The sequence below is a fragment of the Dictyoglomus sp. genome, assembly GCF_049968615.1.
Taxonomy (GTDB): Bacteria; Dictyoglomota; Dictyoglomia; order Dictyoglomales; family Dictyoglomaceae; genus Dictyoglomus; species Dictyoglomus turgidum.
The window spans coordinates 1-14,286 of the sequence record NZ_JBMFQK010000002.1 but is presented as its reverse complement, the minus strand read 5'-3'; the positions used below and the strand labels follow the sequence as shown (position 1 = coordinate 14,286).

The window sequence follows — 14,286 nt, the reverse complement described above, 5'->3', positions numbered from 1 at the left end:
AAATGTTGATAGGTGTTTGTAGAGTCATCATATCCATACCCGATAGCTTCTCGCTTAAGGAAAAAAGAAAGGTCAAAAGAAGTATTGTGGATAGAGTTAGAGCAAAATTTAATGTTTCTATTGCAGAGGTAGATTCTCAAGAGATATGGAATGAATTAGTCCTTGGAATAAGTATGGTTTCTACAGAATCAAAACATATATATGAAGTAATGTCGGAGATAATAAAATTAATAGAGGAACAAAAAGAGGCTGAACTAATAGATTACGAAATTGACATCTTATGAAACAGGGAGTGATTGAAATGAGACAAAGGCAAGAAAGATTAAGTGCTCTAATACGACAAGAAGTAAGTGAGATTTTACTTAGAAGAGTAAAAGATCCAAGAATTTCTTCTTTTTTAGTTATAACAGGAGTAAAAATGAGCAAGGATTTGAGATATGCTCATATATACGTAAGTGTCTATGGGTCTGAAGAGGAAAAAAAACAAACCATGAAAGGTTTAGAAAGTGCAAAAGGTTTTATAAGGAGTGAGCTTGGAAAAGATTTAAGAATAAGATTTGTTCCTGAGATATTCTTTGAACTTGACGATTCTCTTGAAAAAGGTGATAGGATTTTGAGAAAACTAAAAGAATTAGGACTTGAAGATGAAGAATATTCGGAATAAGACATTAAGAGTGTTAAAAACAGTAATTGAAGAGAATCAGGATTTTATTTTATTTACTCACCAAAATCCTGATGGAGATGCTATAGGATCAGTTCTTGCCTTTTACTACTTTTTAGAAGAATTGAATAAAAATCCGACAATTTATATGACGGGGGTTGTTCCCTATTTTTACGAGTTTTTATTAAAAAAAGAGGTAAAAATTGTGAAAGAGATAGATAGAAAATATGAGGTGGGAATAGTTTTTGACTCCAGTGACAAAAATAGAATTACTGAAGAATTTGATATATCAGAAAAGGTAAAAGTCCTTATAAACATAGACCATCATCCAACAAATAGTAATTTTGGAAATATAAATATTGTTAACCCTAAAGCAGCTTCAGTAACTGAAATAATCTCTGATATTATTAAAAAATTAGGATATGAAATTTCCATAAATGTTGCCGAATGTATCCTTACTGGATTAATAACAGATACTGGCAGTTTTAAATTTTCTAATACTAATTATAAGTCTTTAAAAATAGCAAGTGATCTCGTAAAAAAAGGGGCTAATATTTCAAAAATCTCAAAAGAAATTTATGAAAAAAGAAGGATGGCTTCATTAAAATTAATGGGAATTGCTCTGTTAAGACTGCAATTATACAGGAACATAGGATGGAGTTTTATTGAAGAAGAAGATATGAAGGTTAATGGTGCCTCTCAAGAGGATATAGAAGGCATAATTGACCTTCTAAGAACTTTAAAGGAAGCCGATTTAGTAGTTCTTTTTTATCCTTATAATAAAGAAAAAATAAAAGTTAGTCTAAGATCAAAGAAAGATAGCATAGATGTAAGTAGGTTAGCTCTCAAATTTGGTGGAGGAGGACATAAAGAAGCAGCAGGTTTCCAAATAGACAAAACTCAGATGAATTCCTACGACGATTTTATAAAAAAAATAGACTCATATATAAACTCCGATGAATGGGTTTATACTCATAAATAAGCCACCGGGAATAACTTCTTTTGATGTAGTAAAAAAAGTAAAAAGACTTTTTAAAGAGAAAAAAGTAGGACACATGGGAACATTAGATCCCAGGGCATGTGGACTATTAATAATAGGATTGGGAAAATATGTAAGATTAGAGGAATATATTTTAAGACTTCCCAAGACTTATATAGTGGAAATTTTGTTTGGAGTTTCTAGTGACACTTATGATAGGGAAGCCTATAGTTTTTTTTATGAAAAGGAAAAAAAACAAATTGATTTAAGAGAGTTAGAAGATGTCTTAAAATATTTCATAGGAGAAATAGAACAAACTCCTCCTCCCTACTCTGCCATCCATATTGACGGAGAAAGAGCTTACAACTTGGCAAGAAAAAACATATCCATAAATCTTCCTAAAAGAAGGGTTATAATATATGAATCCAAAATTCTTGATTTTAATAAAAGTATGAACAAAGCGTTAATTGAATTTAAAGTCTCATCAGGAACTTATATAAGAAGCCTTGTAAACGATATAGGCAAGAAGCTAAACATAAAAGCGTTAGTATCCTTTTTAGTACGAACTCAAATAGGACACTTATCAGTAAATCAAAGTGTTTCTTATAGTAAATTAAAGGAGACGGAGATAAATAATTTATTACTATCCCCTATAGAAGTATTAAGTTTCCCGGTTTATCAGACTTCTAAAGATGAAGAAAAAAAGATATTAAATGGAAATAGCATAGAATCAAGACTTTTCCAAGATGGAGAGTATGTCTCTCTGATCAATGCTCAAAATAGGTTCATAGCAGTAGGTAAAGTAATAGGAAATACAATAAAACCTGAGAAGGTATTCCCTTAAAAATGGAACTCTCAAAATATATCAAGAAAGTCAAATTAAATAAATTAGAAGCCAAAGAAAAATTTGTTATAACCATAGGAGTTTTTGATGGCTTACACTTAGGACACTCTTCTATTGTAGATGAGTTGGTTAATAATGCTTTATTAAATGGATTCAACTCTGGAGTAATTACCTTTGAAAATGCCTTTTCTCAAAACCTTAAAAAAATTTCTTCCTTTTTGTTAACCTATGATGAGAAAATAAACCTTTTATCTTTAAAAGGAGTCGACTATTCTATTATTCTGCCTTTTAGCAAAGAGATTAAAAATTTATCTTCAGAAGATTTTATTAAAGTACTTTTAAATACTATTCCCATTTCATGTATATGTGTAGGAAGTAATTTCTTTTTCGGAAAGGATCGAATGGGAAATATTAACACTTTGTTAAGTCTCAGAGAAAAATATAATTTTAATGTAAAAATTGTTCCCTTAGAAAAGGGAAACTCAGATATTATCTCAAGTAGTCATATTAGAAACCTGCTTCTCAACGGAGAGATAAATATGGCTAATGATCTTTTGGGATATAAATACTTTATTAATGGTGTTGTAGAAAAGGGAGATAACTTAGGGTCTAAAATAGGATTTCCAACAGTGAATGTAAAATATAATAAAGAGAAGTTAATACCAAAGGCTGGTATATACAAGGGAAAAGTAAAAATAAAAAAGAATATTTATAATGCAGCAATCTATATAGGTAAAAGACCAACTTTCCATGGGAAAGAATTAAGAGTAGAAGCCTACATAATAGACTTTAGCGATTACTTATATGGAGAAGAAATTGAAATAGCTTTAGAAGATTACATAAGACCGGATCAAAAATTTGATTCCATTGAGGCACTTAAGAGACAAATTCAAAAAGACTTACAAGCAATAGAGGATAAGATTAAAAAGGAGGAAAACAATATAAAGATTATAACCATAGATGGAACCGCTGGCTCGGGTAAGACTACAATAGCAAAATTTATAGCTGAAAAACTCAAATTTGATTATATTGATAGTGGAGCTCTATACAGAGCAGTAGGATTTATTACCAAAGAGAAAAATCTTTCTACTGAAGAGGAAATTATAGGATTTCTCTATCAAAATCCTATAAAATTTAATTTTGAAGACAAAATATTCAGAGTCTACATTTCTGATAGAGAAATTACATCTATGATAAGAACAGAAGAAATAGGAAAATACGCCTCCATAGTAGGTAGAATGCCAAGAGTAAGAGAATTTCTGACTTCTTATCAAAGAGAGTTTTTGAGAAAAGTAAAAAAAGGACTTGTTCTTGAAGGAAGAGATAGCGGTACAGTAGTTTTCCCTAATGCAAATTTAAAGCTTTTTGTCAATGCAAATATAGATATAAGAGCCCAAAGAAGAGCAAGGGATCTAAGTGAAAGGGATATTGAGAGAATTAAAAAATATATAATTGAAAGAGATAAACAAGACATGAATAGAGATATTGCTCCTTTAAGATTTCCTAATCATGGATATTTTATTGATAATTCCGAATCCCCTTTAGAGGAGATCTATGACAAAATAATATCCTTGTATCTCAAAGCTCTATGAGGTTAATTATTTATTTAGATAAACTAACCTCTACTATGGACATTGCCCACATACTCGCTGAAAAAGGGTATCCTCATGGAACAGTTATAGTGGCAGAAGAGCAAACTCAAGGTAGAGGAAGATTTGAAAGAAAATGGTATTCTCCAAAAGGTGGATTATGGTTTTCCATAATACTAAGGTCCAAAGACCTATTAATTCAGAGCGGCTTTTTAGGGATAATTATAGGAGTATCAGTTTTGGAAGTTTTGGAAAAGTTCTTAAAAGATATTGAGTTAAATTTTAAATGGCCTAACGACATTGAATATAACGGTAAGAAGGTTGCAGGAATACTAATAGAGAGCATTTATGAAAAAGAATTGAAATATATAATAGTAGGAGTTGGAATAAATTTGTTGGTAGATCCTAATGATATTAAAGATTTAAAAGCCTTCTCTCTTAGAGATTACATAACCACTTATGATAAAAACATTGTCCTTATAGAAGTTCTTGAGAAATTAGAAACAAACCTAAATGGTTTTCCTCACAATTGGAAAGAAATCTTCAACTTTTATAAAAACAAATTTCCCTATATTGGAAAAGGAGTTTTTATAAGAAATAAAAATCAAAAAGCCAAGGTAATAGATATGACTGAAGATGGAGGTATTGTGTTGCTTACTGACAATAAAGTACAAAAATATGAATGGGGAGGAGTTAGTCTTGAGTTTGAAGGGACTTCTCATTGATTTAGATGGATCCATATATAAAGGAAATACTTCTCTACACTATAGCAGAGAGTTCATTGAGTTTCTAAGAAAAGTGAATATAAAGTTTCTATTTCTCACAAATAACTCTACTCAGTTACCTATGGATTATGTGAACAAATTAAGAAACATGGACATTGAGACCAAAGAGGAAGAAATCTTAACTTCTGGGATTGCTACTGCTATTTACCTATCAAGTTTAAAAAATGTTGGAAATGCATATGTTATTGGAGAAGAAGCCCTTAAAAAAGCTATAATAAGTGTGAATTGGAAGGTTTTAGAAGACGCAGATTATGTGGATGCTGTAGTTGTAGGACTTGATAGAAGCTTTAATTTTGAAAAGCTTAGAAAAGCCAACTACTTAATAAGGAATGGAGCTAAATTTATAGCCACAAATCCTGATAAGACATTCCCTATGGAAAACCGCATAGATCCAGGTGCAGGGTCTCTTGTGGCAGCTGTTTCAGCGGCTTCGGAAAAAAAGCCCATTGTAATTGGTAAGCCTTCTCCATATATAGGAAAAATAGCTCTATCAAAATTGGGGTTAAAAAGCCATGAGGTTGGAATAGTTGGAGACAGACTAGATACAGACATACTCTTTGGAAAAAGATTAAAAATTAAGACTTTTCTTGTCCTTACTGGAATCTCAAAAAGAGAGGATATGGAAAAAAGTAAGATTAAACCTGATTTTGTCTTTGAAAATTTAGAAGAAATGACTATGTTCCTAAAAGGTTATTTAGAAAATAAATCATAGAAAATATGAAAACAAAGTCATATAATACAATTAGAAATATTGATCCCACACCTTTGTAATTCTTATTGGCTAAAATTTCTAAGATTCGCAGCATTAAAAATACAATTAAAGAATAAAAGAAAGAGAATTTATAATATACAAAAAATATCACCGACCTAAATAAAACTTCTAAATATTTAGACTTTGTTGAAATTCCTTCTTTACCAAAAAAATTTTTAATCCCGAAAGTTTTTACTATATAGAAATAGAATATGGTTCCAGCAAAGCTTACAAAGAAATAACCTATTCCAAGTAATATATAATAATCGCTGTTGTAAAATCTCTCAATAAATCTAAGAGATTCTGGTAGACTTAAATATAGTACTCTGTTTCCGGAAGGTAAAAGAAAAACCAGCATTAGAGATAAAAAATGCTTAAACTGATCCAATAAAAACTCTTTTAAACCATCCTTTGATAAGAAATTTCTGACCTTCGAAACGTCTATTAGAGTATGAATAGAAAACAAAAATATTAGAAAAATCACTGCATCTAAATATCTCAGGTAAGGAATAGAAAGAATCACAGAAATAAGAAGATAAATTCCAGTATGAGCCAGAATTCCGTATGGAGTAGATCTTTTAAATTCAAATATTTTATTGGTCTGAAGGGGAAAATCGGCTATTAAATGAGCTAAAAACAATCTTAAGAACCAAAACAAAATAGTTTCCCCCTTTGATATAAGCTATTAAGAATGTTTACGATATAAGGGTCAAAATGGACTCCAGATAAACTATTGATTTCTAATAAAGCTGAGTGAACATCTAATCCTTTTCTATAGGGTCTATCAGAAGTTAAAGCATCAAATACATCTGCTACTGAAATTATTCTGCCCAAAAGAGATATATTTTCTCCCTTTAAACCTTTAGGATATCCACTTCCATCATATTTTTCATGATGCTCTTCTACTCCAGGAAGGATCTCCCTCAAAAGGTCAATAGGCTCTAAAATTTTTTTACCAATGGTTGGATGTTTTTTTATAATCTCTATTTCCTCAAGAGTTAGCTTACCTTTCTTGGTAAGTATACTTTCCTCAATACCAATTTTCCCGATATCATGCAATAAACCTGACAATCTGACTTTTTCTATAAAATCGGTAGAGTTATCTATTTCTTTAGCTATCAAGATAGCAATTTCAGAAACTCTCTTAGAATGGCCATGAGTATATGGATCTTTTGCATCAATAGCACTTACAAGAGACTCTATAGTGTCAAAGAAAAGAGTTTTTAGATCTTGATAAAGCAAAGCATTTTTAATGGCTATAGAAGCCTGATTTGAAATTGCTTGTAAAAGTTTTAAATCGCTTTTAGTAAACTTCTTATTGTCCTTCTTATTAATCACTTCCATAACTCCAATGATTTCACCCTGATGTACTAAGGGTACACAAATTAGTGCTTTTGTCTTAAAAGAAGTCAAAAAATCAAATTTAGGGTTAAATAAAGGATTAGTTTCCACCCTATTCTCAATAATTGGTATTCCAGTTTCTGCCACTTTTCCAGCTATACCCTCCCCTACCTTTATGGAATATCTCTTTATCTCCTCACCTTTTTCTCCTAAAGCCACCTCAAAATATAGTTCTTCTTTATTCCTATCCAATAGCAAGAGAGAACAAGCTTCAACATTTAAATTCTCCTTTATCAAACTCATAATAAGATCCAACAACTCATGAATATCTAATTTTGAATTAATTTTAGAACTAATATTCAGAAGTAAAGACAAGTCTTTAATTTTATTTTCAAAATATTTAAGCTTTCTCTTCATCTTTTAAAATTCCTGTAACTTTATAAATATGCACAGGTCTTTCTTTACCTTTGATATTTACATAACCCAAATCTTCTATCATAAATTTATCCTTAATTCTCTCATATGTATTTTCACAGATAAGAATTTCTCCTCCTTTAGCTATACTTTCAAGACGAGATGCAAGATTAACAGTACTTCCTATAGCAGTATATTCTATCTTTTGAGAAGGTCCAACAATTCCTACAAGAGCTTCTCCTGTAGCTATTCCTATCCCTACCTCAAATTTTGGATATCCTTTTAGTTCCCAGTTCTTTTGTAATTCTTTCAATCTACGCTGAATCTCTAAGGAGGAATAAACTGCCCTCTCTACAAAATCTCCATAATATATGGGTGCTCCAAATATCGCCATAATTGCATCACCCATAAACTTATCTACTGTTCCTCCATATTTAAAAATAACCTCTATCGCTAAAGCAAAGAACTCATTTAAAATCTCTACTATTTCTTCTGGTTTCCTTAGATCAGAATAGTAAGTAAAATTTCTTATATCTGCAAAAATTACACTTATGTTGCTTCTCCTTGAATAGACGACAGTTTTATGGTTTAACTCGAGTAATTCATCAATAATACGTGGTGAAATAAATCTTTGAAATAGATCTCTTATTCTTCTTTTCTCTTTTTCTTCCGAAGTAAGATCATATATGAGATTTGAGAGATAAGAGACAGAGGCCCCTATTGGAGGTATATAATAAGGTAAGAGAATATTATGTTTTAGAAAAGTTATGTTAGTAAAGATGAAATATAAAGCTATCATAAGAGTTAGGATGAAAAATCTTAAAAAATTACCAAAACTCACTGGCAAAAATAGAGGAAATATACTTAATATAAAGGAAATAAAAAAAGTTAAAACGTCACTATTTAATAGGTGAATAAAATCTTTTTTAAGTAATGTACCAATAGAGTTTGCGTGAATTTCTACTCCAGGCATCTTGCCTAATCGGACTCTGCTACCTTTCCTAACATACCCGGAAAATGGAACAAAATAGGTATCATGTAATGCTTCAGTGGTAGCCCCAATTAAGACTATTTTATCTTTAAAAACAATAGGGTCAAAATTACCGTTAATTATATCCACAAAAGAAAAGTAAGGATATAAATAAGGTCCTCCTCTGTAATTGATTAATATTTTATTATCTTTCTTAAGAATATTTGCAACATTTTTTAAATATTCCTCCGGGGTTATATCTAAGAACTCACAACTTACTAAGAGTGGAAAGGAATACCAATTATTGTCAAACACATTCTCAATTAATGAAAAACGCCTAATAAAACCATCATTGTCGTACTCATGATTTACAAGTCCAACCTTAGAGTATCTTGAGAAAATGTCTAACGGAAGAAATAATCTCTTTATAGAACCAAACTTAGGATTATCGGTTATAGTATAAAAGGCAGCAATTATTATTCTGTTATTGGTTTTTAATAATTCAGAAAATACCTTATCTGAATCCTTATTGGATTTGATATCAAAATATAAGTCAAAGGCAATTACCTTAGGGTATTCACCTAATTTTTCTATTAAAGTCTTATAAATTTTTCTATCCCAAGGAAAGTTGCCTAGCTCCTCAATTGAAGAATCATCTATACCAATTATTACTATGGGATCTGTTATTTCCTTTTCTCCTCTGAGAGAGAATCTCAAATTAATAGAACTTAGTTCTAAGTTATATAACCAATGTATCTTAAATATGAAAATTGTAAAAATTATACTTGAGATAGTTATTAAAACTCTTGTGTATAGTTTTTTATCCCTAATAATAAATTTAATTCTTTGCACTTTTCTCTATCATAGTCTTATTTTTGTAGTCAAGTAGTATATATCCTTAGGATTTCCATCTGAGTCATAGATTCTTTTAACAGTTAAAATAGCATCTACATTCTGGGCAATAGGATATATCATATTTAATACAAATATAGTATTGTTGTTTATAAATTGAAAAGGTGAAGAAATATTATCCTGTTCATAGGAGAGACTTGCTCTTAATCTTTCACCTAAGCTAAGATTTAAGTTACCATACAAGTTAGGCATTTTATAATCATAGGATTCGTATCTCATGCTTAAGGAAATTATATGTAGTATATTTGAATCAAAACCTAAAATTAAACCATTTATTCTTTTTATAGAATCTGTTATGGTAGGCAGTAGTCCGAGGATTTTATTTCTCTCATAGTATGCATCAAAATAGCCAGGAGTAAAGTTATCAGAGTAGCTTAATCCTTGAACATATAATATCGAATTAAGGGTAGGAACAGACATTTGTAAACCTAAGGCAAAACCATTCTCAGAAAGTACTCTCTTATCCTCTAAAGAAATACCATCGTGAATAACCCTCTGTGCAAAAGTTAAGTAACCTATTAGATTTTTTGTAAAATAATATCCAGCATCTATCCCAACAATACCTTGTCTTTTAGATAAATCACTGTCCAAATCAAACATACCATTTAAGCCAATTTCTAATCTGCTTAGCGGTCTGTAGAATAGTCTTAAAGCATAAGTAGAGGTGATATTTTCGCCTCTATTAAAGGGAGAGGGAAATAGAGTTAAAACACCACCTTTCTTAGGATCTTCTAATCTTAAAACTATGCCATCCATTTCATAGGTGGAGTACCTATCAGCAATTAGTCCATAACCCAAATTAAAACTATCAATCGTTCCATATCTAAAACCTAACCATGGAAGATTTAATTCTCCATATTTAACTTTTGCTTGAATATAACTTATATCTTCCCCATTAGTATAAAGAGAAAGATCTAACCCTAACTTTAACGCTCCAAAGGAAAGTTCAGGAGTTAAAGATAATTTTGTCAAAACTAAAGTATCTCTTTTATAGAGCCCATAATCTAAACTATTACTAAGAATTGAAGCTCTTTGTACTTTTTCTGATTCAGGAGTAGTTTCTTTCTTCTCTTCTTTCTTCTCTTCCTCATCAAACCTTTCTATCTCTTTTATCTCAGAAGGCTCCGAAGGCGGTTCATCAGGTTTTACCACGCTTTGAAATCCTTCTTTTACTTCTATAGTTTTATCTTTTGCAGTAAGGAAGACTATTCCTCTTAAAGTCCAAATTTTTGTTGTTCCATCTTCTGATACTTCCTGAATCCATTCCGTTCCTCTTACCCCAGCCACAGCTGTAGGAGTCTGAATTTCTATTCTTTCTCCCTGAGATAAAAGTCTTTCTACTGTTGCCCATATTTTTCCTATAAGCAATTTGAATATGGAAATCTCTTTTTTAGTGTCTTTCTCATAGTCTAAATTTAAAATATCAAGTTGGGTATTCGAGCCAAGCTTCAATGTAGATTTATCAGAAAACTGTAAAATAGCCTGAGAATTTTGTTGTACCCATACTTTATCTCCTGATGTAAGTTCCATCTTTACCTTAGCAGGAAGCCACAATTCTGAAGTTACTTTTTTTACATACACATTCCCTTTTATGTATGTGATTATGGCTACCCTTGGTTTAGGAGAATCTTGAGAGAACGCCAAGGAAAACAAAAAAATTAGAAAAACTAATACAAAAGTTATAAATTTTTTACTCATTTCCCCACCTCTATTTTAAAGTTTTATTAAATTAAACTTTAGTTAGATTATATCACAGATTTTTTAAGTAGAGGTAATACAATCCTTTTAGAGTAAGATATGGATCTATATCTTTTTCTTTTAAATATTTGGTATATGGAACAATCCTCTTTGCCCATCCTCCCGTACTCACAAGAACTGGTTTATATTTCAATTCTTTAATTTGTCTTTCAAGAATACCATCTACTAATCCAGCAAAACCATAGACAATACCTGCTTGAATAGCTGATATGGTATTTTTCCCCAGAGAACTTTCAGGGGCTTTTATATCCACCTGGGGAAGTTTAGCGGTTTTCTCAAAAAGAGCGAAAGCTGAAGTACCTACACCGGGGGCTATAGCAGCCCCCAGAAATTTTTTCTTTTCTACTACAGAGAAAGTAGTGGCTGTTCCAAAATCCACTGCTATACCACAGTGCCCATATTCTTCAGTTATAGCAACTACATTACAAATTAAATCTGCTCCTACCTCTTTGGGATTTTCTGTCTCAATAGATATTCCAGTTTTTATTCCTGGTTCTACTACAAAAGGAGGCTTTCCAAAAAGATACTTTATAGCATCAATAAAGGCAGAAGTTAAGGAAGGCACCACCGAGGAAAGAGCAACCCCTAAAATATCCTTTTCTTGCAATTTTTCTCTTTTTAGGGTCCACTCAATTATTAAAGCATACTCATAACTTGTAGAGAACTTTTTGGTCTCAAATTCATAGTGGGATACTATTTTATTTCCATTAAAGTAAGCTAAATCAATATTTGAATTACCAATGTCAATGGTCAAAATCAAGCCTAATCACTCCCTTTAAGGAATCTTTCTATAGCTAAAACAATGGGAGGACATATTATAGTAGCTAAAATAGCTTCAGGGATTCCTTGAACAATTCCTATGGTAATAATAACTTGAATAGGAAAAATTTTAGCTATAGCTGCAAGTCCTAAAGTACCAATGGTGTTAGTGATACTTCCTAAAAAAGAAGCCACACCAAGTCCTACAATTTTTGTTTCTTTTTCTTTTATAAGAAATGTTATTAAAATCGAAACCAAAAAAGCAATGAGCGCTATTAAGAAACTATACTCTATGGGATATAAAACAAGCGAACTTGAGAACCACTCATTGAGTATAAAAATTCCCGAAAGATATAAAAATGAAAATACTACTATGCTAATAATTATTAGAGCATAATTTTTAATTCTTTTTTGAGGATTGGTATATCTCATAAAAAAACTGTAAACTAAACCAGCTATTATTCCTATAAAGGGTCTTGCAGGGAGAAGTACCCAAAAAGGAGCAATATAAGAGAAGTATAAAACAGCAGAAAATCCAAACATTAAGCCTGCTAATGCCCCTATCCATGGACCTAAAAGAACACCCGAAAGAATAACAGGAATGTGCATGAGAGTCGCAGCTCCAGCAGGTGTTGGAACAGTTATGTATCCTATACGAGTAAGTCCCATGATTAGAGTTAAGGCAAGGAAGATTGCGGAAAGTGCAATTTTCTTGGATTTCATTTTTATACCTCCCTTCCAGCTCCCCAAAGGGGATGCCGTTTTGATTATTAAAAATCTTTAACTCCTTAAATTTGAGTCCTGCGACCCTTAGGTCTACAGGCTTAGATGTATTATAATAGAAAAACATAAAAAATAAAAGGAGTTTAAAAGATGAACTTGGACAAGAAAATGTTAAGAATAGAGCTAAGAGAAAAAAGGAAAAAAATAGAGAATAAAGAAGAAAGATCCCATCAAATATTCCACAATTTGGAAAGACTTCTTATATGGAAAGAGGCAAAAATTATAAATACCTATGTGTCCTTAGAAGAAGAGGTAGATACAAAGTTTATAATCTATCATGGACTAATTGAAAGAAAGAGAATCTTCTGTCCTATAATTTACAAAGAAGAACTAAAATTTGGGGAGATATTTTCTTTTAATGACTTGAAAAAGGGAACATTTGGAATATTACAACCTGAAATTCCTACAGAGATAGATGTCTTTGATCTAATAATCGTACCTGGAATAGCTTTTGACAAGAAAGGATACAGATTAGGATATGGGAAAGGATATTATGATAAATTTCTGAGTAGAACAAAAAAAGGAATAAAAATAGGCCTCATCTTTGATGATCTCCTTTTAGAAGAATTACCTCATGAAGATCATGATCAAAAAGTAGATATAATAATAACGGAAAATAAAGTTATTGAGATAAAGTAATTTCTATTGAATCCCTATACAGGATAAGCATAAGAGAGTACTATTCCTGAAGACTTCTATAACTTCACTTCTTAAGAGTCCGATATAAATAAATATGCCTACTAAAATTATAATTAAAATTCTCAGAGTTAGTCTTTTAACCATTTTTCCAAATCCTTTTTAAATTCTTTTTCTGGTAATATACCTAGATATATCTTTCTCACTACGAACTTTTTATCAATTAAAAAAGATGTAGGAATAGCTAATATGTTATAAGCATATCCTACACTTCCCTTTTTGTCAGAAAGAACAAGAAAACTCACATTGACATTCTTTAAATAATCCCTGAGAGCATTTATATCACTATCAAGGCTAACTGCAACTATTTTAAATTTTTTATCCTTGTACTCTTTCTGTATTTTATCTAACATAGGTACCTCATATCTACAAGGAGGGCACCAAGTAGCCCAAAAATTTAATAATATTACGTTTCCCTTAAAAGAAGAGAGAGAATATTGCTTACCTTTAATGTCAGGCAAAGTAAAGTCCAGTGCTGGTGAATTTTCTGAGATCTGTGTCTGTTTAGGGTATATCGATGTTGTTAGAAAGAATACTATAAAGATAAATAGGATCAGGAATTTAAGGATTAAAGATTTTCTCATATTTAATTTTCACCTCCTTATAGAATAAAACTTCCAGGCGAGGTAGGGGGTGATGGGTGAGGGGGGAAGGGGACCCTCGCCTGGAAGTTTCGTTAACAAACTATTCTTGATTAAAATCATATACCACAATTTTATTTTTGTCAAGATTCCTAACATAATTTCTGATAAAAACTTTTTAAAAAAATTCCCAAATAAAACAAAAAAAAGGGAGGAAGGCTCTCTGGCGATGACCTACTCTCCCACCCCGTCGCCAGGGTAGTACCATCGGCGCTGGAGGGCTTAGCTTCCGTGTTCGGAATGGGAACGGGCGTTTCCCCTCCGCTCTAATCACCAGTAGCCTTCCTCCCTCTCCTTCTTCCATAACTCCCAAGAGGAATCATACAGTAACCAGCCAGGCGTCAAAGCCTCGGCATATTAGTACCGGTCGGCTCCACGCATTGCTGCGCTTCCACCTCCGGCC

Annotated in this window: 15 protein-coding genes and 1 rRNA gene; 8 read left to right on the top strand and 8 right to left on the bottom strand. The window is 31.6% G+C overall.

Annotation, left to right across the window (positions count from 1 at the left end; genetic code table 11):
* Positions 1 to 2 precede the first annotated feature (2 nt).
* The 7 genes from ACP5QL_RS02185 to ACP5QL_RS02155 are packed head-to-tail and all read left to right on the top strand — an operon-like array spanning position 3 to position 5,570.
* Positions 3 to 284 carry a DUF503 domain-containing protein gene (locus ACP5QL_RS02185; protein ID WP_012583570.1) on the top strand — a complete coding sequence of 94 codons (282 nt, stop codon included), beginning with the start codon at positions 3 to 5 and terminating at the stop codon, positions 282 to 284.
* 17 nt (positions 285 to 301) lie between these two features.
* Complete coding sequence (rbfA, locus tag ACP5QL_RS02180; RefSeq protein ID WP_164931015.1) at positions 302 to 664, top strand: 30S ribosome-binding factor RbfA; 363 nt, start codon at positions 302 to 304, stop codon at positions 662 to 664.
* Positions 645 to 1,643: a DHH family phosphoesterase gene (locus ACP5QL_RS02175; RefSeq protein WP_428125160.1), complete on the top strand. Its 999-nt coding sequence runs from the start codon at positions 645 to 647 to the stop codon at positions 1,641 to 1,643. The genes rbfA and ACP5QL_RS02175 overlap by 20 nt, the downstream gene beginning before the upstream one ends.
* The gene (gene truB / locus ACP5QL_RS02170) at positions 1,618 to 2,484 is read left to right on the top strand and encodes a tRNA pseudouridine(55) synthase TruB (RefSeq protein WP_012583573.1); all 867 of its coding nucleotides are present in this window, start codon (positions 1,618 to 1,620) and stop codon (positions 2,482 to 2,484) included. Before ACP5QL_RS02175 ends, truB begins: the two co-directional genes overlap by 26 nt.
* 2 nt (positions 2,485 to 2,486) lie before the next feature.
* Entirely contained in the window at positions 2,487 to 4,076 is a 1,590-nt protein-coding gene (locus ACP5QL_RS02165) for a bifunctional riboflavin kinase/FAD synthetase (RefSeq protein WP_428125157.1), read from the top strand.
* Positions 4,073 to 4,798: a biotin--[acetyl-CoA-carboxylase] ligase gene (locus ACP5QL_RS02160; protein ID WP_272996191.1), complete on the top strand. Its 726-nt coding sequence runs from the start codon at positions 4,073 to 4,075 to the stop codon at positions 4,796 to 4,798. The genes ACP5QL_RS02165 and ACP5QL_RS02160 overlap by 4 nt, the downstream gene beginning before the upstream one ends.
* Entirely contained in the window at positions 4,773 to 5,570 is a 798-nt protein-coding gene (locus tag ACP5QL_RS02155; RefSeq protein ID WP_012583576.1) for an HAD-IIA family hydrolase, read from the top strand. The genes ACP5QL_RS02160 and ACP5QL_RS02155 overlap by 26 nt, the downstream gene beginning before the upstream one ends.
* Here ACP5QL_RS02155 and ACP5QL_RS02150 read toward each other — a convergent pair.
* Genes ACP5QL_RS02150 through ACP5QL_RS02125 form a run of 6 tightly spaced genes read right to left on the bottom strand, consistent with a single transcriptional unit; the run spans position 5,533 to position 12,486 of the window.
* Positions 5,533 to 6,267, bottom strand: a complete 735-nt coding sequence (locus ACP5QL_RS02150; protein ID WP_273333560.1) for a DUF3307 domain-containing protein — start codon at positions 6,265 to 6,267, stop codon at positions 5,533 to 5,535. The two genes, ACP5QL_RS02155 and ACP5QL_RS02150, sit on opposite strands and share 38 nt — an antisense overlap.
* Positions 6,252 to 7,367: an HD-GYP domain-containing protein gene (locus ACP5QL_RS02145; RefSeq protein WP_272996187.1), complete on the bottom strand. Its 1,116-nt coding sequence runs from the start codon at positions 7,365 to 7,367 to the stop codon at positions 6,252 to 6,254. Before ACP5QL_RS02145 ends, ACP5QL_RS02150 begins: the two co-directional genes overlap by 16 nt.
* Positions 7,351 to 9,186: a CHASE2 domain-containing protein gene (locus ACP5QL_RS02140; protein ID WP_012583579.1), complete on the bottom strand. Its 1,836-nt coding sequence runs from the start codon at positions 9,184 to 9,186 to the stop codon at positions 7,351 to 7,353. Before ACP5QL_RS02140 ends, ACP5QL_RS02145 begins: the two co-directional genes overlap by 17 nt.
* A gap of 9 nt (positions 9,187 to 9,195) precedes the next feature.
* On the bottom strand, positions 9,196 to 10,944 hold the full coding sequence (locus ACP5QL_RS02135; RefSeq protein WP_424662246.1) for a FecR family protein: 1,749 nt from the start codon (positions 10,942 to 10,944) through the stop codon (positions 9,196 to 9,198).
* Between the two features lie 52 nt (positions 10,945 to 10,996).
* Positions 10,997 to 11,764: a type III pantothenate kinase gene (locus tag ACP5QL_RS02130; RefSeq protein WP_012583581.1), complete on the bottom strand. Its 768-nt coding sequence runs from the start codon at positions 11,762 to 11,764 to the stop codon at positions 10,997 to 10,999.
* A gap of 2 nt (positions 11,765 to 11,766) precedes the next feature.
* The gene (locus ACP5QL_RS02125; protein WP_272996178.1) at positions 11,767 to 12,486 is read right to left on the bottom strand and encodes an ECF transporter S component; all 720 of its coding nucleotides are present in this window, start codon (positions 12,484 to 12,486) and stop codon (positions 11,767 to 11,769) included.
* Positions 12,487 to 12,636: 150 nt separating this feature from the next.
* Between ACP5QL_RS02125 and ACP5QL_RS02120 the strand changes: the two genes are divergently transcribed.
* Entirely contained in the window at positions 12,637 to 13,185 is a 549-nt protein-coding gene (locus tag ACP5QL_RS02120; RefSeq protein WP_012583583.1) for a 5-formyltetrahydrofolate cyclo-ligase, read from the top strand.
* Positions 13,186 to 13,313: 128 nt separating this feature from the next.
* On the opposite strand, the gene ACP5QL_RS02115 is transcribed toward ACP5QL_RS02120, so the two are convergent.
* Together ACP5QL_RS02115 and rrf are read right to left on the bottom strand one after the other, a co-directional pair.
* Positions 13,314 to 13,826, bottom strand: coding sequence for a TlpA family protein disulfide reductase (locus ACP5QL_RS02115; protein ID WP_428125150.1), 513 nt, complete (start codon positions 13,824 to 13,826; stop codon positions 13,314 to 13,316).
* A 218-nt stretch (positions 13,827 to 14,044) separates the two neighbouring features.
* Positions 14,045 to 14,161 (bottom strand): 5S ribosomal RNA (rrf, locus tag ACP5QL_RS02110).
* Between the last annotated feature and the right edge of the window lie 125 nt (positions 14,162 to 14,286).